The 20,536-nt window shown below is 62.6% G+C and carries 19 protein-coding genes; 15 read left to right on the forward strand and 4 right to left on the reverse strand.

Annotated elements, in window-relative coordinates; translation table 11 throughout:
- Nucleotides 1–51: 51 nt before the first annotated feature.
- Nucleotides 52–1,944 (forward strand): ABC transporter ATP-binding protein, encoded by a 1,893-nt coding sequence (locus HMPREF3120_RS11320; RefSeq protein ID WP_070453719.1) that lies wholly within the window; start codon nt 52–54, stop codon nt 1,942–1,944.
- Here the strand turns inward: HMPREF3120_RS11320 and HMPREF3120_RS11875 are convergent.
- Both HMPREF3120_RS11875 and HMPREF3120_RS11880 read right to left on the reverse strand, forming a co-directional pair.
- A complete protein-coding gene (locus tag HMPREF3120_RS11875; RefSeq protein WP_336621406.1) occupies nt 1,941–2,336 on the reverse strand; it encodes a type II toxin-antitoxin system VapC family toxin in 396 nt (131 codons plus the stop codon). The genes HMPREF3120_RS11320 and HMPREF3120_RS11875 overlap by 4 nt on opposite strands.
- Nucleotides 2,329–2,583 (reverse strand): type II toxin-antitoxin system Phd/YefM family antitoxin, encoded by a 255-nt coding sequence (locus HMPREF3120_RS11880; RefSeq protein WP_070772102.1) that lies wholly within the window; start codon nt 2,581–2,583, stop codon nt 2,329–2,331. Before HMPREF3120_RS11880 ends, HMPREF3120_RS11875 begins: the two co-directional genes overlap by 8 nt.
- Before the next feature lie 72 nt (nt 2,584–2,655).
- On the opposite strand from HMPREF3120_RS11880, the gene HMPREF3120_RS11325 reads away from it, so the two are divergent.
- From HMPREF3120_RS11325 to HMPREF3120_RS11370, 10 genes are all read left to right on the forward strand, one after another.
- A complete protein-coding gene (locus HMPREF3120_RS11325) occupies nt 2,656–3,777 on the forward strand; it encodes a MalY/PatB family protein (protein WP_070453590.1) in 1,122 nt (373 codons plus the stop codon).
- Between the two features lie 87 nt (nt 3,778–3,864).
- A complete protein-coding gene (gene brnQ, locus HMPREF3120_RS11330; RefSeq protein ID WP_070453593.1) occupies nt 3,865–5,295 on the forward strand; it encodes a branched-chain amino acid transport system II carrier protein in 1,431 nt (476 codons plus the stop codon).
- 58 nt (nt 5,296–5,353) lie between these two features.
- The gene (locus HMPREF3120_RS11335) at nt 5,354–6,340 is read left to right on the forward strand and encodes an LLM class flavin-dependent oxidoreductase (protein ID WP_070453596.1); all 987 of its coding nucleotides are present in this window, start codon (nt 5,354–5,356) and stop codon (nt 6,338–6,340) included.
- Nucleotides 6,341–6,409: 69 nt separating this feature from the next.
- Entirely contained in the window at nt 6,410–7,189 is a 780-nt protein-coding gene (locus tag HMPREF3120_RS11340; RefSeq protein ID WP_070453599.1) for a GntR family transcriptional regulator, read from the forward strand.
- Nucleotides 7,190–7,198: 9 nt separating this feature from the next.
- Nucleotides 7,199–8,620 carry an ABC transporter substrate-binding protein gene (locus HMPREF3120_RS11345; RefSeq protein WP_083284913.1) on the forward strand — a complete coding sequence of 474 codons (1,422 nt, stop codon included), beginning with the start codon at nt 7,199–7,201 and terminating at the stop codon, nt 8,618–8,620.
- A complete protein-coding gene (locus HMPREF3120_RS11350; protein WP_070453602.1) occupies nt 8,617–9,540 on the forward strand; it encodes an ABC transporter permease in 924 nt (307 codons plus the stop codon). The genes HMPREF3120_RS11345 and HMPREF3120_RS11350 overlap by 4 nt, the downstream gene beginning before the upstream one ends.
- Complete coding sequence (locus HMPREF3120_RS11355) at nt 9,537–10,316, forward strand: ABC transporter permease (protein ID WP_070453606.1); 780 nt, start codon at nt 9,537–9,539, stop codon at nt 10,314–10,316. Before HMPREF3120_RS11350 ends, HMPREF3120_RS11355 begins: the two co-directional genes overlap by 4 nt.
- Nucleotides 10,303–11,634: an ATP-binding cassette domain-containing protein gene (locus tag HMPREF3120_RS11360; RefSeq protein ID WP_070453609.1), complete on the forward strand. Its 1,332-nt coding sequence runs from the start codon at nt 10,303–10,305 to the stop codon at nt 11,632–11,634. Before HMPREF3120_RS11355 ends, HMPREF3120_RS11360 begins: the two co-directional genes overlap by 14 nt.
- Nucleotides 11,635–11,640: 6 nt before the next feature.
- A complete protein-coding gene (locus HMPREF3120_RS11365) occupies nt 11,641–12,546 on the forward strand; it encodes a ribokinase (protein ID WP_070453612.1) in 906 nt (301 codons plus the stop codon).
- 21 nt (nt 12,547–12,567) lie between these two features.
- Nucleotides 12,568–14,478 carry a BCCT family transporter gene (locus HMPREF3120_RS11370; protein ID WP_083284920.1) on the forward strand — a complete coding sequence of 637 codons (1,911 nt, stop codon included), beginning with the start codon at nt 12,568–12,570 and terminating at the stop codon, nt 14,476–14,478.
- Here the strand turns inward: HMPREF3120_RS11370 and HMPREF3120_RS11375 are convergent, their stop codons facing one another.
- Complete coding sequence (locus HMPREF3120_RS11375; protein ID WP_070453615.1) at nt 14,479–15,657, reverse strand: alpha/beta fold hydrolase; 1,179 nt, start codon at nt 15,655–15,657, stop codon at nt 14,479–14,481.
- 58 nt (nt 15,658–15,715) lie between these two features.
- Here HMPREF3120_RS11375 and HMPREF3120_RS12060 point away from each other — a divergent pair, with 58 nt between their 5' ends.
- A complete protein-coding gene (locus tag HMPREF3120_RS12060) occupies nt 15,716–16,672 on the forward strand; it encodes a hypothetical protein (RefSeq protein ID WP_141739446.1) in 957 nt (318 codons plus the stop codon).
- Nucleotides 16,673–16,772: 100 nt separating this feature from the next.
- Here the strand turns inward: HMPREF3120_RS12060 and lepA are convergent, their stop codons facing one another.
- Nucleotides 16,773–18,629, reverse strand: coding sequence for a translation elongation factor 4 (lepA, locus tag HMPREF3120_RS11390; RefSeq protein WP_070453623.1), 1,857 nt, complete (start codon nt 18,627–18,629; stop codon nt 16,773–16,775).
- Between the two features lie 44 nt (nt 18,630–18,673).
- On the opposite strand from lepA, the gene HMPREF3120_RS11395 reads away from it, so the two are divergent.
- The 3 genes from HMPREF3120_RS11395 to rpsT all read left to right on the forward strand — a co-directional run bounded on the left by HMPREF3120_RS11395 (nt 18,674) and on the right by rpsT (nt 20,535).
- Entirely contained in the window at nt 18,674–19,549 is an 876-nt protein-coding gene (locus tag HMPREF3120_RS11395) for a CPBP family intramembrane glutamic endopeptidase (RefSeq protein ID WP_083284914.1), read from the forward strand.
- 33 nt (nt 19,550–19,582) lie between these two features.
- Complete coding sequence (locus HMPREF3120_RS11400; RefSeq protein WP_070453629.1) at nt 19,583–20,077, forward strand: type II toxin-antitoxin system PemK/MazF family toxin; 495 nt, start codon at nt 19,583–19,585, stop codon at nt 20,075–20,077.
- 194 nt (nt 20,078–20,271) lie between these two features.
- A complete protein-coding gene (rpsT, locus tag HMPREF3120_RS11405; protein WP_070421324.1) occupies nt 20,272–20,535 on the forward strand; it encodes a 30S ribosomal protein S20 in 264 nt (87 codons plus the stop codon).
- The last annotated feature ends 1 nt before the right edge of the window (nt 20,536 follow it).

Here is a 20,536-nt window from a genome sequence, read left to right on the forward strand (position 1 = left end):
GTAACTAGTGCTTCGCTGCACACAATACCGCGCAGGTACCCTGTGGAAATTATGCAGTCTTTGATGCGCGTCGTTCGCAGTGCTTCCGCGTTGTGGCCGTTTTATATCGCGGTTGTGGTGGTGTCGTCGATAGTCGCGGGGCTTGGGCTTATCTCCCCGTTCCTCATTCGGGAGGCAACCGACACGATCATTGCGGCGCTTGGCGACGAGCCCGTGCCCGACGCAACCCGCACCGTCGTCTGGCTCGCCATCGCGCTGTTTGTCGCAGAGGCGTCCGCTTCCATGCTGCACAACGTGTCCGGATACCTGGGCGATGTGATGGTGGCGCGCATCCGCCAGATTCTGTCTACGCGCTACTTTGCCAAGTTGCTCGCACTACCGCAGCGTTACTACGACAACCAGGTCACCGGCACGATCATCGCGCGGCTGGACCGCTCGATTGCGAACGTCACGCAGTTCATCCAGTCCTTTACTAATAACTTCCTGCCGATGCTGCTGCAGGTCGTGGCCATTTTGGGCATCACGGCCTACTACTACTGGCCGCTGACGGTGCTGCTGGCGCTGCTGTTTCCGTTGTATACGTGGCTGACGGCGTTGACGTCGAAACGCTGGCAGGTTTTCGAGCAGGAAAAGAACGCCAATATCGACGAGGGCAACGGGCGTTTCGCCGAGGTCGTTGGCCAGGTGAAGGTGACCAAGTCCTACGGTGCCGAGGTGCGCGAGTTAGAAAAGTTCGGCCGCCACTACACCAACACGGTGGACATCACACGGCCGCAGTCGCGCTGGTGGCACTCCATGGATACCGCGCGCGGCGTGGCCATGAACCTGATCTTTTTGGGGATTTACCTGATCCTGTTCACGCGCACGCTCGACGGGCATTTCACGGTTGGCGAGATGGTCATGCTCATCCAAATGGTGACCATGGCGCGCCAGCCGGTGACCATGATGAGCTGGATCGTCGATTCTGCGCAGCGCGCCATCGCGGGCTCGCGCGACTACTTCAAGGTGATGGACGAGCCGGTCGAGCCGACTGCGAACCGCCAGCTGGTCGCTGCAACGGAGGCTTCGGTCATGCCGGCGCTCGACGCAACGCAGCAGACACCGCTGAGGGTGCGCGAACCGGTCGTCGCATTCGACAACGTCACCTTTGAGTACATGCCGGGTGAGCCGGTGCTGCACGATGTGACGTTTACCGCCCGTGAGGGCGAGAAGATCGCGCTGGTTGGCGAGTCCGGCGGCGGCAAGTCCACGATTGTGAACCTGCTGCTTGGCCTCTACCCCATCACGCGTGGCCGCCTTGAGGTGTGCGGCGAGGAGATCTCGCACCTGGACGTGGAGAAGCTGCGCGCCACCACGGGTGTGGTGTTCCAGGAGGCGGCGCTGTTTTCCGGCTCGGTGTTTGAAAACATTGCCTACGGCAAGCCGGACGCGACGATGGAAGAGGTCGTTGCCGTGGCCAAGCGTGCGAACGCGCACGACTTCATCATGAAGTTCACCGATGGTTATGACACGATCATCGGCGAGCGCGGCCTGCGCCTGTCGGGTGGTCAGCGCCAGCGTGTGGCGGTGGCGCGCGCGATGCTCAAGGACGCCCCACTGTTGATTCTCGACGAGGCCACCTCCGCCCTGGACACCAAAGCCGAGCGCGCCGTCCAAGCCGGCTTGGATGAGCTCATGCGCAACCGCACCACCATCATGATCGCGCACCGCTTATCGACGATCGCCGGCGTGGACACCATCATCACCCTGCGCGACGGACGTATCGACGAGATCGGCTCGCCGGCAGATCTGGCTGTCTCTGGCGGTATTTATTCAGAGCTGTTGCGCCTGACGGCATCCTCTTCTGCTGCAGATAGGAAGCGGTTGAAGGCATTTGGCTTCGCCGCCGACGGGGGCGATGACGACGAGTACGACGAAGATGAAGACGAGGGCGCAACGGACTAAACCGAAATCACGTTCAAAAGCTCTTCAAGACCTCTAAAGTCCTGCGGATTCCTCGTATACAAATCAAGCCCTTCCGCCACAGCAGTGCTTGCGATCAAGAGATCAAACGCACGCCCTCGTGGCTTTCGCCCGGCACGGATCACTGCCCCATATACAAGGGCATAGGCTTGTGCTGCACGATCGTCGAACGGAATACACTCAACTAGTTCAGCGATTGCACGGGCCTGATTTGATCGGCGGGCACGCTCCAAAGGATCCTGCGCTGCAACAGGGCCGACAGCCAGCTCAGCGAAAGCGATAGACGAGATTGTCCACTGCTCTGGCAGTAGATTTGGATCTATTTCATCGAGATCGAAGAGCACTGATGTATCCAACAAGCCTCTGCTAGTCACGCGGATCAATTCGTTGGTCTACATACTCGTCAATATCGGCCCGGAACTTTTCAAAATCGACTTTCGGAAGCCGCTTGACCGTTGCTAACAAGTCTTCTTTTCGAGCGAATCGTGGCTTTCGTAATGGTCGCAATTCACCCACCGGTTGCGAGTTGCTCGTAATCACAAATGTCTCCCCCTCATCGAGCGCTCGCATGATACGCCCGCTTTCATTGCGCAGCTCTCGCTGGCTGATTGTCTCCGTCATGTACTGACCGTAGCACCACGCGCTACGGCATAAAAGGGTCCGCAAAGGAAAAATCTCACTACCGTAGGGCGCATGCAATTTCCCAGCCTTGAAAACCTGCAAGCCCGCGGCACGCGTAAGTGGACACAGTTCGACGCTGACGTGCTGCCGTTATTCATCGCGGAAAGCGACTTCCCCACCGCCCCGGCGGTAAAGGATGCGATTGCGGATGCGGTGGAGCGCGAGATGTTCGGCTACACCCCGGCGCCACATGCGCACCATTTGGGTGAAGCGGTAGCTGGGTTCTACGAGCACCGCTACGGCTGGCGCCCGGACGCGGCAAAGATCTTCCCGGTTGCGGATGGGGTGCGCGGTGTGATGCTGGCGATCAAGTACTTCACCGAGGGTGATGTGATTGTGCCGGTGCCGGCGTATTTCCCGTTCCTGGATGTGGCTCAGGTTGCGGGCCGCAAGCGTGTGGATGTCTCCAGCGCGGGCGGGATCGACCTGGATGAGGTGGACGCGGCGTTTGCGGGCGGCGCGAGCAGCATCATCGTGACCAACCCGTTCAACCCAGGCGGATACGTTTTTACTGCTGATGAGTTGGATGCCGTCTGCGAGGTTGCCCGCAAGCATGGCGCGCGGGTCATTGTCGACGAAATCCACGCGCCCCTTGTCTTCGACGGCACCCACGTCTGCGCCGCGGCAAACAACCCGGACGTGTGCATCACGGTGACGGCAACGTCGAAGGCATGGAACGTGGCGGGCTTAAAGTGCGCGCAAATGATCTTTACCAACGACGAGGACGTTCGTACGTGGAACGCGATGTCGGGGGTAGCCAAAGACGGCGTGGGCACCCTCGGCATTGTGGCCGCGGAGGCCTGCTACACGCATGGTCGTGAGTTCCTCGACGAAGAGGTAGAACAGCTGCGGGCCAACCGCGACTGGCTGGTGGAGCACCTCCCCAAGGCCGTGCCGGGTATTGCAATTGAGGTGCCGCAGGCGACCTATTTGATGTTCCTGGACTTCTCAAAGACCAAGCTTGTGGATGAAAAACCGGCGACGTGGCTTCGTCGTCACGCAAAAGTTGCGATGAATGAGGGCGTGGACTTTGGCCCTGGCGGAGAGCACCGTGCGAGGATGAACTTTGCTACTTCTCCGGCGATTCTCCAGGAGGCTGTCAAGCGGATCGGGGACGCAATCAACACCATCTAACGTCCCACCTATTGGAACTTAGTTCCCATCTAGCGGGCGTGTGGTCTATGCTAAGGCAACTGCACACTAGCTAGAGAGGTTCTCCCAATGGGTTCCACAGCGATTTCACGGGCAGACGGCCAGTCAACGAATGGACGCTCCACCAGCGCCATCATCGTGACTGCGCTCGCCCTGTTCTCAATGTTCTTCGGCGCGGGAAACCTCATCTTCCCGCCAATGCTGGCCGTCCAGGCCGGTGACAACTTCTGGCCGGCACTCATCGGCTTCCTCATCACCGCATCGCTGCTGCCGGTGCTCGCCGTGATCGCGATTGCACTGTCCGGCTCGAACCTGCGCGACCTTGCACAGCGCGCCGGCACCGCCTTCGGCGTGGTCTTCCCGGTCCTGGCATACCTTTCCATCGGCGCGTTCTACGCACTGCCACGTACCGGTGCCGTCTCGTTTGAAACCGCAATCACCCCGCTGTTCGGCTTTGACTCGCTGGTTGCCTCGGGCATCTTCAACGTCGTGTTCTTCGGCATCGCCCTGGCGCTGTCCTGGAACCCGACCACCATCATGGAGAAACTGGGCAAGTTCCTCACCCCGGCGCTGCTCGTACTGCTGATCGTCATGATCTCCGTGTCCGCATTCCGCTGGAGCGCCGAGCCGGCCACCCCGCAGGAGCCGTACGACAACGGCCCGCTGACCTCCGGCCTGCTCGAGGGCTACCTGACCATGGACTCCATTGCCGCACTGGCGTTTTCCATCGTGGTGATTTCCACCCTGCGAGGCCGCGGCTTCAAGGAAGGCACCCCGCTGGTCAGCGGCACCATCTACGCAGGTGTTGGCGCCGGTGCCATGCTTGCGCTGGTGTACGTCGGTCTTGGCGTCATTGGCCGTGTCATGCCGGGCGCATCCAACTTTGACAACGGCGCAGGCTTGCTCGCCGAAGCCTCAAACCTGACCATGGGTGGTGCTGGACAGGCAGTGTTCTCCGCAATCGTGCTGCTCGCCTGCCTGACCACTGCTGTCGGCCTGATCACCGCAACCGCCGAGTACTTCTCGGAGCAGTTCCCGGGTTCCTACCACGTGTGGGCTGTCATCTTCGCTGTCGCTTCCATGATCATGGCAACCCAGGGCCTGGACTTCGTTATGGCGATCGCTGCTCCGGTGATCGGCTTCCTGTACCCGCCGGCGATTACCCTGATTGCCCTGACGCTCATCGAGCCGGCCTTCCGTGCACGTACCCGCTTCAGCTGGGCGTTCTTCGTCCCGCTGTGGGTCGCCGTGGTCTGGTCCGCGATCGAGACCTTCATCTCGCTGGACTGGGCAGCCGATGCGCTGCGCCCGATTGTGCAGTGGGCCCCGTTGGCCGCTGAGGGCCTCGGCTGGGTTGTTCCGGTTGTTGTGGCCTTCATCATCGGTTTGATCGTGGACCTGGCCAAGCCGAAGCCTGCGATGATCCCGGGCACCATGGAGTCCATCGAAGGCGAAGACCTCTCCGCCGAAGGTGACGCTGCACCGGTACTGCAGTCGTAGTCACACCTGACTCTCCTGCGAGGCCCCACTGTTCGCAAAACGCGTACGGTGGGGCCTTATGCGTACGCCACTTTCTCTGATCGACTTCTGCACCCGCTACCCCGACGAGTCCGTCGGCGAGGCGATGAAGCGCTCCGTTACTTTCGCGCAAAAGGCGGAAGGGTTGGGCTACGACCGGATTTGGTATGCGGAGCACCACAACATGTCGAGCATTGTGTCGTCGTCACCCGCAGTGCTCATTAGCCACATCGGCGCGAAGACCGAGCGCATTCGCCTCGGTTCGGGTGGGGTGATGTTGCCGAACCACTCCCCGTACGTCATTGCGGAGCAGTTCGGAATGCTCGAGGAGCTCTACCCCGGCCGCATCGACCTCGGTTTGGGGCGCGCGCCCGGTACTGATCAGCAGACGTTGGGCCGTGCTTTGCGACGAGACCCTGCCGCCGCCGAGCGCTTCCCCGACGATGTTCTCGAGCTGCAGGCCTGGCTGTCCGACGAGTCCCCACTGCCGGGCGTGACGGCAATGCCCGGGTTTAACACGAACGTGCCGCTGATCATCCTGGGTTCGTCCATGTTCGGCGCATCCCTGGCCGCGAAGCTGGGCCTGCCGTACGCGTTCGCCTCCCACTTCGCGCCGCAGCACTTGGAGCAGGCCACCACCTACTACAAGGAGAATTACCAGCCGTCGGAGCGCTACCCGGAGCCGTACTGCATCGCCGCAGTCAACGTCACAGCCGCCGATTCCGAGCAGGAAGCCGAGGAGCAAACCCGTATCGTGCACCGCAACCGCGTGCGTGCATTCATGGGTCGTCGTGGCACTGCACTTTCGGACGATCAGCTCGACGCCGTGGTCAATTCCTTCCAAGGCCGTCAGATCACGGACATGCTGCGCTACACCGCGAAGGGCACCGGTGAGCAGGTTGTGGAGTACCTCGAGGCGTTCCAAAAACTGGCCAAGGCAGACGAGTTGATGATCTCGTTGCAGTCCGGCAGCCACGATGCAACTCTGCGCAACATGGAAATTTTGGCCGATTCCTGGGGAAAGTAAAATTCTGGTGAACAGTGGTCTAGGATTTGGCTATACAAATCCGCGCCGATACCGAAGGATCTGACCCTCATGGCTCAATTGCCCACCGGTCCACTACGCCGCCCGCAGCAGCACGAAGAGATCGCCGATTATCTTCGCGACGAGATCTTCGCAGGTCATATCCCTGCGGGTGAGTCACTGCCGAGTGAGGTCGAACTGTGCGAGCAGTTCAACACCTCCCGCGGACCGGTGCGTCAAGCGGTAGCGACGTTGCGCGCGGAGGGCCTGCTTTCCTCGGGCCGTGGGCGTCGCTCCCTGGTGCTGTCGAATACCCGCACTGAGACGTTCGAGGAGATCCTGTCCACCACCTCGTGGCTGTACCGCATGGGTAAGAACCCGGGCGAGGTGGTGAACCGCCGCGGCATCATCGAGGCGGACGAAGACGTCGCCGACAAGATGCACATCGCTCCTGGCACGGACGTCTACGTCCTCGACCGTGTACGCAGCGCCGACGACGAGCCGCTGGTGGCCGAAGTGATGTACTTCGACGCTTCGCTGACTGATGTGATTGAGACGGTGGACACCTCCGAGGATTCCATCCACCGCGAACTCATTCGCGCGGGCGCGGACTTTAACAACCTGTCGCGTGCCTTCACGGTGGAGCGCGCCGATGCGCAGCTGGCAAAGCAGCTCGGCATTGAGGAAAACGACCCGGTAGTTGCGGTGGCGCTGAAGGCGCTGACACACAACGGTGACGTGCTGGAATACGCCGTACACATCTTCCGCGCGGACAAGGTGACCTTCGGATTGAACAATGTTCGGGGGCACTCGTCCCCCCTGTGGTTCCAGGTGGACTCCGACATCCACTAATCTCACAGCATGCTTTCAAGGACGCTGGTCGCAGCCACCGTCTGTCTTGCTCTGCCGTTGGCTGCCTGTACCAATTCCGAGACCCGTGATGAGGTGGTGGTTGCCGCTTCCGCAGCCCCTGCCGGTCTCGATTTCACAACAACTGGCGGTGCCGCCGCACCCCAAGCGCTCGTGGGCAATGTGTACGAGACGCTGGTGCGTATCGACGACAACGGCCAACCCATCCCCCACCTCGCCTCCTCATGGGACCGCGACGGCGACACATTCACGTTCCACCTGCGCGACGACGTGACATTCTCCGACGGCAAAGCGTTTACCGCCGAGGATGCCGCGTTCTCCATCGATTACGTGCAAAACGAGTGGACGAATGGATTGAAGGCCCAGATGGCTCCGGTCGTCGATACGCACGTGCTCGACGAGCACACCTTGGCCGTCACCGTCGAGGGTGACGCGGATGCGTGGCTGTGGTCCATGGCAACGCTGACCGGCGCGATGATGACCCCGGCGAGCATCGAGCGGCTGGCCACCGACCCGCTGGGAACCGGCCCTTACACAGTGCAGCGCTTCGACATCGGCGAGAAGATCGTCTTCGACGCCCGCGAGGACTACTGGGATGGCCCCGTCGAGCGCGACGCCGTGATGCGCTACTTCGACGACCCGGTATCTGCCGTCAACGCGCTACGCGTCGGTGACGCCGACGTGGTGTGGGCGATGCAGGCCCCGCAGTTGATAGCAACGCTGCCCGAGGACATCCGGGTGGAAGTGGGCACCACCAACGGCGAAGTGCTGCTGAGCATGAACAACCAGCGCGCCCCATTCGACGATCCGGACATCCGCCGCGCCGTGGCGTACGCAATCGACCGCGACGCGATCAACGAGGTGGTCTACAACGGTCTGGCCACCGACACCGGCGGCGCACCCGTCCCGCCGACCGACCCGTGGTTTACCGGACACAACTACTACCCGTTCGACCCCGACAAGGCCCGCGAACTGCTCGCCGGGCGCACCCCGGAGGTCACCATCACAGTGCCCAACCTCCCGTACGCGCAGACCGCATCCGAGCTGATCTTCTCGCAACTGCGCGACGTCGGATTCAAGATCAACCTGGAAACCGTCGAGTTCCCCGCCGTATGGCTCAGCCAAGTCCACAAGGGCCACGACTACCAGTCCTCACTCATCGCCCACGTGGAGCCGCGCGACGCCGCCCAACTGTTCGGCAACCCGGACTACTACCTGGGCTACGACTCGCCCGAGGCCCAGCAGCACTTCGCGGACGGCGACATCAAGGCCGCCATCGACCAAGTCATGGCCGACGCGGCGTCGCTGACCCTGGTCAACGCGCCCAATATCGTGCTCTACGCCCCGGGTGTCAGCGGTCTGAACCCCAACGTGGTCACTGATTCGCTACGGCTTAACGAGGTGACAAAATGATCCGCACCATCAGCAAACACCTCCTGCGCTTTGTGCTGCTGCTTGTCGCCGCCAGCCTGATTATCTTCACGCTGCTGCGCGCAGTACCCGGCGACCCGGCGCGCATCGCCCTCGGGGTGGCGGCAACCGAAGCCGACATCGCAGAATTGAACACCCGCCTCGGGCTCGACCGCTCGTTGCCGGCGCAGTATTTCGACTGGATCGGTGGCCTGATCACCGGCGACTTTGGGGTTTCGTTGTCTTCGGGCAAGGAAATCACCGAGTCCGTCATAGAGCGCGCCGGGGTGTCACTCACGCTGACGTTGCTGGCCATGGCGGTGTCGCTGCTCGTTGCAGTGCCGGCTGGTGTGTACATCGCGGGTCGACGCCGCTCCGTGGGCTCGGCGGTGGTCAGTGGACTGTCGCAGGTGGGCATTATCGTCCCGTCGTTTCTTGTCGGTATTGCGCTGGTGGCGTTGTTCTCCGTGCGACTGGGCTGGTTGCCTGCCAATGGGTGGGGAACGCCTGCCCACGTGGTGCTGCCGGTGGCGGCGCTTTCGCTTGTGCAGGCGTCGATTCTGACCCGCTACATTGCGGCGTCGGTGCGTGAAGAGTTGGGTAAGGATTATGTGCGTACGGGGCGGTCGCAGGGGTCGTCGATACGCGCAGTGCTCTACTCCTCTGCCCTGCGCAACGCAGCACTGCCGGTGATCACGGTCGTGGGCGTGCAACTGGCGTCCTTGGTGGTTGGTGCGGTGGTCATCGAGCGCGTGTTCACGATTCCGGGGTTGGGCACAATGCTTCTCGACGCCGTGGGCAACCGTGACCTCACCACCGTCCAAACCGTGATGATGCTGGTCGTGGCATTCACGCTGGTGGTCAACCTCATTGTGGACCTGACGTATGCGGTGGTTGATCCGCGGATTCGGAGGCGAGCATGACAACACAACGCAAGATTGGCGGGGTGATCGTCCTGGCCGTCGCGGCGGTCGCTGTGCTCTCACTGGTGTGGACACCGTTCGACCCGCTACAGGCCGACGTTCACAACCGCCTGCAAGGTTCCTCGGTGAGGCACTGGATGGGCACCGACCAGTTCGGTCGCGACATCACCTCGCGTGTCATGGACGGTGCGCGCCTGACCCTCACGGTGGCTATCGGCGCAGTCGGTTTGTCGGCGCTGGTCGGTGTGCCGCTGGGGATTTGGGCCGGCATGCGCCGCGGTGCATCCCGGTTTGTCATGGCCGGCGCTGACCTGTTGCTCGCGTTCCCGGCGCTGCTGTTGGCCATCGTGTTCACCGCCGTGTTTGGTGCCTCGATCTGGATCGTCGTGTTGGCCATTGGTATCGCCGGCGCACCCGGGTTCGTCCGCGTCGCCCGCGCAGGCACGCTGCAGGTGATGCAGAACGACTACATTCTGGCCGCGCGCATTGCCAAGGTGTCCGGAGCCAGGATCGCGTGGCGCCACGTGCTGCCAAATATCTGGCCGATCGTGCTCACGCAGGTCTCCGTCGCCGTTGCTCTTGCCATTCTCGCTGAGGCCGGCCTGTCCTTCCTTGGTCTTGGCTCCCCCGCACCGTACGCGTCGTGGGGCCGCATGCTGCAAGCCTCGCAGCCGTTCTTGGCCACCTCCCCGCACCTCGCACTGTGGCCGGGTCTGGCCATCGCAGTGACCGTGTTGGGCTTCAACCTGCTTGGAGGCACCAATGATCGACGTTAAGCACTTCAGCATCGACGGCATTGTCCACGACATCACCTTCCACATCGCCCCCGGCGAACGCGTGGGCATCATCGGCGAATCCGGATCCGGCAAGTCCGTCACCGCGCTGAGCATTATGGGGTTGAGTGACTTGCCCGCGACCGGTTCCATCACCGTCAACGGCACCGAGATGGTGGGCACCCGCGACCGCGTGCGCCGCCGGGTACGCGGCAAGACAGTCGCCATGGTGTTCCAAGAGCCGATGACCGCACTCGACCCGCTGAAAAAGATCGGCCGGATCGTCTCACGCGACCTGCTCCGAGACGTCGGCGTGGACCGTCCCGACGCCTACCCACACGAACTCTCCGGCGGCCAGCGTCAACGCGTGCTTATCGCGCTCGCCTTGTCGCAGAACCCGGACGTGCTCATTTGCGACGAGCCCACCACCGCCCTCGACGCCATCGTCCAGTCCGACATCCTCGACCTGCTCGACCGCCTTGTTCGCGAGCGCGGCATGGGCCTGCTGTTCATCTCCCACGACCTGGCCGTGGTGCGCCGCATGACCGACCGCGTATTGGTGTTCAAGGACGGCCGCATCGTCGCACCTGACTCCGACTACGCCAAAGCCCTTTCCGCCGCAGCGGAGCCCGGCGCGCCCGCTGCCCCTGTCACGCTCGGCGAGCCGGTCGTCGAGCTCGACCACGTCTCCCTGCAGCGCGGCGCCACCATGGCGGTAGACAACGTCACCCTCACCGTGCGCGAAGGCGAACGCCTGGCCATCGTGGGCGGCTCCGGCTCGGGCAAGACCTCGCTGCTCCACCTGATTGCGGGGCTGCGCCAGGCCACATCCGGCACCGTGACAGTCGCAGGGGACGTGCAGATGGTGTTCCAGGACCCCTACTCCTCCCTTGATCCACGAATGGAGGTTGGGGCGTCGATTCGTGAGGCGGGCGTCGATAAGCAACGCTCCGACGAAATGCTCGAACGCGTCGGCCTCGCCGGCACAGGCCACCGCAAGCCCGCACAATTTTCCGGCGGGCAGCGCCAACGCATCTCAATTGCGCGCGCCGCGGCGCCTCGCCCGAGCATTTTGCTTGCCGACGAACCCGTGTCCGCCCTCGACGCCACCATCCAAAACCAAGTGCTCGACCTGCTCCGCGACACCGTAGGCAACCACACCCTCATCTTCGTCACCCACGACTTAAACGTCGCGCGTGAACTGTGCCCCACCGTTGCCGTCATGCAGTCCGGGCGCATCGTCGAGCAGGGTCCAACCGAGGAAATCTGGGCCAACCCGCAACACGCCTACACCCGGGAGCTGCTCGCCGCCGTACTATAGGCACCCATGAGTGCCGCAAAAATCTGCGTGGTCGGATCCATCAACGCCGACCTCACCGTCAATGTTGACCGACACCCCACCCCAGGCGAAACGCTGCTCGGCTCCGGCGGAGGCATCACCGCCGGCGGCAAGGGCGCGAACCAAGCCTGCGCCGCAGCACGCCTCGGTGCCCCCGTCGCACTGGTCGGCGCGGTAGGCACCGACTCCAACGCCATCCCGGCAACCGCGCTGCTGCGCGAGGCGAACGTGGACCTCACCCACGTCGAGGAAGTCAACGAGGTCACCGGCCTTGCCGTGATCGCCGTCGCGGCCAACGGCGAAAACACCGTCCAGGTCGTCCCCGGCGCCAACGCGCTCGTGGACGCCGATTTTGTCTCCCGCCACGCCGAACCCGTCGAAGCCGCGGAAGTGGTCCTCTTGCAAGGCGAAATCCCGGCCGACGGCTTCGCCCGCGCCGTCGAACTCGCACGCGGACGGGTGGTGATCAACCTCGCCCCCGTCGTCGACGTACCGCGCGAGGCCCTGCTCGCCGCGGACCCGCTCATGGCCAACGAACACGAAGCAGGCCTGATCCTCGACCAGCTTGGCTACGACTCCACCGGCACCCCCGAGGACCTCGCCCGCCGGTTGAAGGACGCGGGCTTCGCCTCCGTCGTGCTCACCCTCGGCGCGGCAGGCGCACTCGTCGCTGACGACAACGCGCTGACCCACATCCCCTCCCCACAAGTCGAAGCCGTAGACACCGTCGGCGCCGGCGACTCCTTCGCAGGCGCGTTCTGCGCCCGCATCATCGAAGGCGACACGATCGTGGAAGCCTCCTCCTACGCCTGCCGCGTCGGCGCGTTCTCCGTCACCCGACCCGGGGCACAACCGTCCTACCCCACCGCCACCGACACCCTGCCTGGAGCGTAAACCCAAATGAGCCCTCAGATGATGCCGCGACGGTCGTCGTCGACAAGCAATAAACGCCCCATGCGCGTCCAACGCACACAAGGCGTCTACCCCGACGACATGCACCCCGGCCTCGTCCCGGGCATCAGCGTCGAAGAATCACGCCACAACTTCAGCCTGGACAAAGTCGTTTTCGGCGTGACCGCCGCAGCCATCCTTGCCTTCATCATCTGGGGCGTGACCTCCCCAGAACAGGTCGGCTCGAGCGCGTCAAGCGCACTGTCATGGGGCCTTCGCAACTTCGGCTGGCTCTTCAACATCGTGCTCGTCGCCTGCGTCATCATCATGGCAGTGCTGGCGTTCTCTCGCTTCGGCAACATCACACTGGGCAAAGACGACGAAGAACCCGAATACTCGTTCTTCTCCTGGGTCGCCATGATGTTCGCTGCAGGCATCGGCGTAGGCATCTTCTTCTTCGGCCCCTCCGAACCACTGACCATGTACCTCGACCCGCCACCGCTGACCGTCGAGGCCGAAACCGAAGAAGCACTGCACCGAGCAATCGCCCAAGCCAACTTCCACTGGGGCCTCTCCCCGTGGGCGCTCTACGCACTGGTCGGTGGCGCCATGGCCTACTCCTGCTACCGCCGCGGACGACCCACGCTTATGTCGTCGCTGTTTACCCCGGTGTTCAAGCGCTCAGGCCCTTTCGGCACCATCATCGACATCCTGGCGATCGTGGCCACCCTGTTCGGCACCGCGGCCACGCTGGGTATTTCTACCCTGCAGATCGGCGACGGCATCGCCATCATGCGCAGCGGCGACTCCGCCCCCATGGGCGTGCTGCTGACCGTCATGGGCGTGCTCACCATCGGCTTTGTTATCTCCGCCGTCTCTGGTGTGGGCAAAGGCATCCGCATCCTGTCGAATATCAACATCTCGTTGACGTCGGCGGCCATCCTGTTCATCTTCGCCACCGGGCCAACCCTGCTGCTGGTCAACCTACTGCCGTCAGGCACCCTGGTCTACGCCGACCGCTTCTTCGACATGGCGTCGCGCTCCTTGTCCTGGGGTGAAGACACCCTCGACTTCCAGTCTGCCTGGACTGCCTTCTACTGGGCGTGGTGGATCGCCTGGGCACCGTTCGTCGGCATGTTCATCGCACGAATCTCCCGCGGACGCACTCTGCGCCAATTCGCGGTAGTGACCACGCTCGTCCCCACCGCCGTGCTCATCTGCGCGTTCACCATCTTCGGCGGCACCGCAATCACCTTCTCCCGCGAAGGCCGCGAAGGCTTCGACGGCACCGCCACCCCGCAGCAAGTGCTCTTCAACATGTTCGGCGAAATGCCGCTGGCGGAGATCACCCCGTACATCCTCATCGGCATCCTCGCGGTGTTCTTCATCACCTCCGCAGACTCCGCCTCCACGATCATGGGCTCCATGTCGTCCAAGGGCGACCCCGAGCCGAACAAACTCGTGGTGGTCTTCTGGGGACTGGCCATGATGGGCATCGCTGTGGTCATGCTGCTCTCCGGCGGCGAAGACGCCCTGTCCGGCCTACAATCCCTGACCATCCTATCCGCAATGCCGTTCTCGGTGGTCATCCTGTTGCTGATGTACTCGTTTATCAAGGACCTCTCCACCGACCCCATCGCCATCCGCAATTCCTACGCCCGCAACGCGGTGAAGTCCGCCGTCATCCGAGGCATCGAAGAATACGGCGACGACTTTGAAATCGTGGTCGAGCCCTCCGCAGCAGGCGAAGGCGCAGGTGCCGAGTTCGATTCCACGTCCGACGAATACACCGACTGGTATCGACGCACCGACGAAGAAGGCACCCCCGTCGGCTACGACTACGAAACCGGCGAATGGTCCGACGGCTACCAGCCCGAAGAGGAAGACAGCACAACCGCCGAGAACGACGGCGCCGCCGAAGACAACCGCGGCTAGCTACTTCCCCGCCATGTCCAGCAGGCGGCCAAGCACCGCCTTGCCGTGGCGGCGCAGCCCGTCGTGCTGGAACTGGTCCGTCTCAAACACCTTCGCACCGATGACATCCGCAGTTTCCAGCGACAGCTCGCGCGGCACGTAGATGTCGTCGGTGTACACCGCCGCGTACGCATCGTGGCCCCCACCGAGCCCGCCATACAGGTTGTCCCAGTCATCCTTCTGCGCCAGCTGTTCTGCCACAGCCTTGAACGGGCGTAGCTCCGGATCCTCGTCGAATTGGAACGGGAAGATGTGCTCGCCGGTGAGGTAGAACTCCTCGTCGTTAGGGCTGGCGTCCGGCGCGAACCCTGTAAGTTCGCGGGAGACCCGCTCCGCCGCCCAGTTCGTCGCCCCCGGCACCGTGCCGCCGTAGATCGACTCATGCACCGCCGCATACAGCGGCCCCTTGGCAAAACTCACGCGCTCCCCCACCGACGCCAAAAAGTCCGTGCGCAGCCTGCCGTTCGGGTGGAACGGCGCCTCAAACAACTGCGCCAGCGACGCGAACCCATCCTCGCGCCCCAACTCGATGCCGAGAGTGCGCAGGCGCCGCGCGCTCAGCCGCTCGCCGGTGGGCAGCAGTTCCTCCTCCGCCTCCAGGTGGCGGCACACCTCGCGGATCGTCCGCTCGGCTTCCGGGTACTGCTCGTTGAACTGCAGGTGGCGGTGCTTGAGCTTGGCAAAGGTCGCACGGTAGACGCTCTCTACGCCCTCGCTTATCGACGGCAACCCGCCCGTAAACAACGCCCTCCCCACACTCTCCGGGTGCACGGCCAAATAATGCGTCAGGCAGAACCCGCCAAAGGACTGGCCCAACACATCCCACTGCTTCAGCCCCATCTCCTCACGCAACGCTTCCGCGTCGGCGATGATGTCGCTGGCGCGAAGCTGGGTGAGCACGGTGTCGTCGATAAGCGACGGCGTCGCCGAATCAATCCTGGTCGAGCGGCCCGTCCCGCGCTGATCCAACATGACCACCTGGTAGCCGCGCTCGAGCGCAGTTTCCACCCACTCGAACCGCTCACGCGGCGCCGGAAAACCCGGGCCACCCTGCAGGAACAACAACGCCGGGGCATCCGCCTCACCGAAGATGCGGGCGAAGATGGAAAAGCCGCCACGGTTCAACACAATTTCACGCATACGGCGATTGTAGGAACCGGGGCGAGAGTTTCCACGTCAAATAGTTATGTACGACGGAATGAACATCGAATTCCCGCCAACCATCGTCAATGCGTCCCAGATGGAACGCGGACAAAACTACCTGCCTGTTAGCAAACAACGCTTCATCCACGAGCGCCACAGCCTGGAACAATGGGCAGTCCAACTCGCGGCACGACACCACCCGCACAACCAGAAATACGACGTGCCCGCAGCCGTGCGCGCCGTCGTCCACGCGTACGAACGCCCAGGCAGCGTGGTGTGCGGATTCTCCGCGCTCGCTCTCTACGGATTGCCGTATCTCGTTGAAGGCGCAGACACTACTCTGCGAGCACCCACACCCCAAAAACTCACCGCTTCCGCTATACGTCCCTCCGTCGCACGACTCCACGCCCCACACACAGAAACATGGACCCTCACCCACCGCGGTGTGCCCATCCGCGTTTCTCGACCATTACGTGCAACCGTGCAGGCTCTGCAACAGATTCGACGAGGCGAACACTCGTGGCAGACAGAGCCAATCCCCGGTGTGAGCCCAGAAATGGTCAAGGCTGTACAACTTGTCGACTGCGCCCGTCGACACCTCGGACTACAGGCGGAAGACATTCGCGCCAGCGCCCTTCGGCAAATCAATCAACGGTGGCTGTCTCGGGTGCTCGATCTGTCCCGTTCAACTGCCGATTCGCCGAAAGAAACCGAACTGCGGTTGCTCCTCCAGCCAGTGGTTCGCAACTACGGCCACACGCTCGTAGAGCAGTATCCGCTGACAGTGGGCGGCAAAGCCATTACGACCTTTGATTTTGCCATCCCCGAACTCAAGATCGGGATCATGTTCGACGGCCGACACCACTGGGAGTACGACCAACGACAGTTAGATACGTCCATCAACCTGACATCGATGCTTCATGGTTGGACGGTTCCCCGGGCGGGGTCGAAAACCATGCAGCAATGCGTCGAGGTCGTGGAGAAAACGATCCGGCAGGCGCGTCGGCCCTAGCGCGATGCAAGATGTTACAAGGCCCACGGTAGCGACCTGGGCAAAGTGTAAAACCACGCAGGCGGTACTGCGTGGTTTTACATCAAACTAGGGCGCCGAACTACTCCTCGTCGGTGGACAGCGCTGCCACGAACGCTTCCTGCGGCACGGTGACCGAACCGATGGACTTCATGCGCTTCTTACCGGCCTTCTGCTTCTCCAGCAGCTTGCGCTTACGGGAAATGTCGCCGCCGTAGCACTTCGACAGCACGTCCTTGCGCAGGGCGCGGATGTTTTCACGGGCGATGATCTTCGAGCCGATCGCGGCCTGGACGGGCACCTCGAACTGCTGGCGTGGGATGAGCTCTTTGAGCTTCTTGGTCATCTTGTTGCCGTACCACTGGGCGGAGTCCTTGTGCACGATGGCGGAGAACGCATCGACGGGTTCGCCCTGGAGCAGGATGTCCACCTTGACCAGGTCGGCTTGCTGCTCGCCGGCTTCTTCGTAGTTGAGAGAGGCGTAGCCCTTGGTGCGGGACTTCAGCATGTCGAAGAAGTCGAAGATGATCTCGCCGAGCGGCATGAGGTAGCGCAGCTCCACGCGGTCCTCGGAGAGGTATTCCATGTTCTTCATCTGGCCGCGCTTGGACTGGCACAGTTCCATGGTGGTGCCGACGAACTCCTGGGGCACGATGATCGTCATGTTCACGATCGGCTCGTACACCTCGGGGATTTTGCCGCCGGGCCAGTCGGACGGGTTGTGCACCATTTGTTCGGTGCCGTCTTCGGCGATCACGCGGTAGGTGACCGACGGTGCAGTGGAGATGAGGTCCAGGTCGAATTCGCGCTCGAGGCGGGTGCGGGTGATCTCCATGTGAAGCAGTCCCAAGAAGCCGCAGCGGAAACCGAAGCCGAGGGCGACGGAGGTTTCGGGCTCCCAGGTGAGGGAGGCGTCGTTAAGCTGCAGCTTCTCCAGCGATTCGCGCAGGGCCGGGAAGTCCTCCTGGGACACCGGAAACAGGCCCGAGTACACCATCGGCTTCACTTCCTCAAAACCCTCCAAGGGTTGCGAAGCACCTTTAGAAGCCCAGGTGACGGTGTCGCCGACGCGGGTCTCGCGCACGTCCTTCACGCCGGTGATCACGTAGCCGACCTCGCCCGGGCCAAGCCCCTTGGTCTTCTTCATCGTTGGGGAGACCACGCCGATTTCCAGGATCTCGAGCGTGGTGCCGGTGTTCATCATCTGTACCTTCTGGTTCGGCTCGAGGCGGCCGTCCATCATGCGCACATAGGTGACGACGCCGCGGTAGGTGTCGTAGACGGAGTCGAAAATCAGGGCGCGGGCCGGCGCCTCTGCGCCGTGCTCGGACTCCGGAGCCGGGATCAGCTCAACGACGCGGTCGAGCAGTTCCGGCACGCCCTCGCCCGTCTTGCCGGACACGCGCAGCACGTCTTCCGGTTCGCAGCCGATGATGTTGGCGATCTCGAGTGCGTACTTTTCCGGGTCGGCTGCCGGCAGGTCGATCTTGTTCAGGACCGGGATGATTTCCAGGTCGTTGTCGATGGCCATGTAGAGATTGGCCAGGGTTTGGGCTTCGATGCCTTGGGCTGCGTCGACAAGCAAAATTGCGCCCTCGCACGCGTCGAGGGAGCGGGCGACCTCGTAGGAAAAGTCCACGTGGCCTGGGGTGTCGATCATCTGCAACACCATCTCTTCACCCGCGTGCGTGCCGGTTTTGGGCACCCACGGCAGGCGAACGTTTTGGGCCTTGATGGTGATGCCGCGTTCGCGCTCGATGTCCATGTTGTCGAGGTACTGGTCGCGCATCTCACGCTCGTCCACCACGTTGGACAGTTGCAAAATGCGGTCTGCCAGCGTGGACTTACCATGGTCGATGTGGGCGATAATGCAGAAGTTACGGATGCGGGCGGGGTCCGTGAACGTATTTTCCGCGAAGTTCGTCGATTTGGCAGCCATAATTGCTTCATCTTACGTGTCGCGCGGCGCGCTAACGTGTGGGCATGCCAACTGAGTTTCACAGAGCTGGTTTAACGCACCGTTTGCGCAAGCCTGCGTGGTGGCGTCCGCTCGTCGAGTTCGTGGTGCTTGCTGTGTGCATCGCAGCGTTCACGATGGCGATGGCGGTGCCGATCGGCCTTGCCGCTGGGTTCTACGGGCTGGGCGATCTTTTCGACGAAACCTCCTCCGACCCGCTTGCCTCCCTGGTGCAGGTGTTGTTCATCGCGGCTTGGCTGCCTGCGCCGTTTATCGCCGCGCGGGTACTCGGCCGCAAACCTGGTGCGCTCTCCAGCATCGAGGGGCACTTCCGCTGGGGCGTTGCTGGGCGCGCGTTCGTGGTGGTCGGCGCGATCTATGGGGCGCAGGTGCTTCTCGACGCCCTCCTGTTCGGGACCGGCGACCTTTCGCTGAGTCCTCGCGAATGGATGCTGCTCGCCGCCTTTGTGGTTGTCGTCCCGCTGCAGGCCGCGGCCGAGGAGTACGTCTTCCGCGCGAGCCTGCCGCAGATCCTCGGCCAGTGGATCTCACCTGGCTGGATTTGCTACGGGCTGCCCGCCGCCGTGTTCGTGGCGTTGCACTTGTACAACTGGATCGGCCTGCTCGACATCGCCATTTTCGCCCTGTGCGCCGCACTGCTGACCTGGCACACCCGCGGTGTGGAGGCGGCCGTAGTTTTGCACGCGGTGTCCAACACCATCGTGTTTTCCTACGGCACGCTGGGATTGACTGATCCAGGCGAAACAGAAATCACCCTGCCTCAAACGGCCGTCTCCGCGTTGCTCACCATCGGAACGACCGCGCTACTCATGTGGGTGCTGCGCGACGTAGGGAAACATTCGCAGCAAAAAGTGGTTGTTCCATCCCCCGCGAAGGCTTAGAGTGGCCAGTGACCATAAACCGGAGGTGAAACCGTGGCGTTTGAGCGCTTTAAGCGAAAGAGGAAACCCGTCCTCGACCACGGTTTTACGCTGCTTGGTGATCGACTGACATCCCAGATCCAGCAACGCCGTGGTCGTGCCCCGCAAGTCTCGGTGCGCCCCACCGACTCCGTGTGTCGCAGCATCTACTACGCCCCGGACATGGACGGCACCGCCGAACCAGGCGAGGTTGTTTGGGTCACCGTCCCTTCACATCCGCCGCGGCAGCGCTCGATCCTGATCGTGGGCCGCGAGCGCCACGACGTGTTGGGGTTGCTGATCTCCCCCGAGCGGGAACACGAAAACGATGAGCGGTGGTTTGAAATCGGGCCGGGCGATTGGGAATCCTCCGGCCAGCCATGCTGGGTGCGTTTGGATAAGACCCTGGTCGTGCCGGAATCAGACGTGGAACGTCGCGGCACCACCGTCCCGCCACGCCGCTTCCAGCGGGTGGCCAACACGCTGCGCGAACGCTTCAACTGGTCGTAACTCCAACAGTTTGGTTTGTGCAGTTCACACTGTTATTCTTTCGGGGTTGTTCGCATCCGGCGCTCAATAGGGTGTGCGGTGCTACGCGGACAGGACCTTGGGTTCGCGTTTGATACCCAAAGCACTGCACGCAATGCCCTGCCAGATGCCGCGACATGTACATGTTCGATTGAGAAACCAAGAGGTATTTCACGATGGCAAACATCAAGCAGCAGAAGAAGCGCGTTCTCACCAACGAGAAGCGTCGTCAGCGCAACAAGTCCTTCCGTTCCGCTACCCGCACGGAGATCCGTAAGTTCCGTGAGGCTGTGGAGTCCGGCGACAAGGCTGCCGCTGAGGCACAGCTGCGCGTTGCTTCCCGCAAGCTGGATAAGGCTGTGACCAAGGGCGTCTTCCACCGCAACTCTGCGGCGAACAAGAAGTCCAACATGGCTCGCGCCCTGAACAAGATGGACTAAT

This window comes from Corynebacterium sp. HMSC11D10 (assembly GCF_001806995.1).
Classification (GTDB): domain Bacteria; phylum Actinomycetota; class Actinomycetes; order Mycobacteriales; family Mycobacteriaceae; genus Corynebacterium; species Corynebacterium coyleae.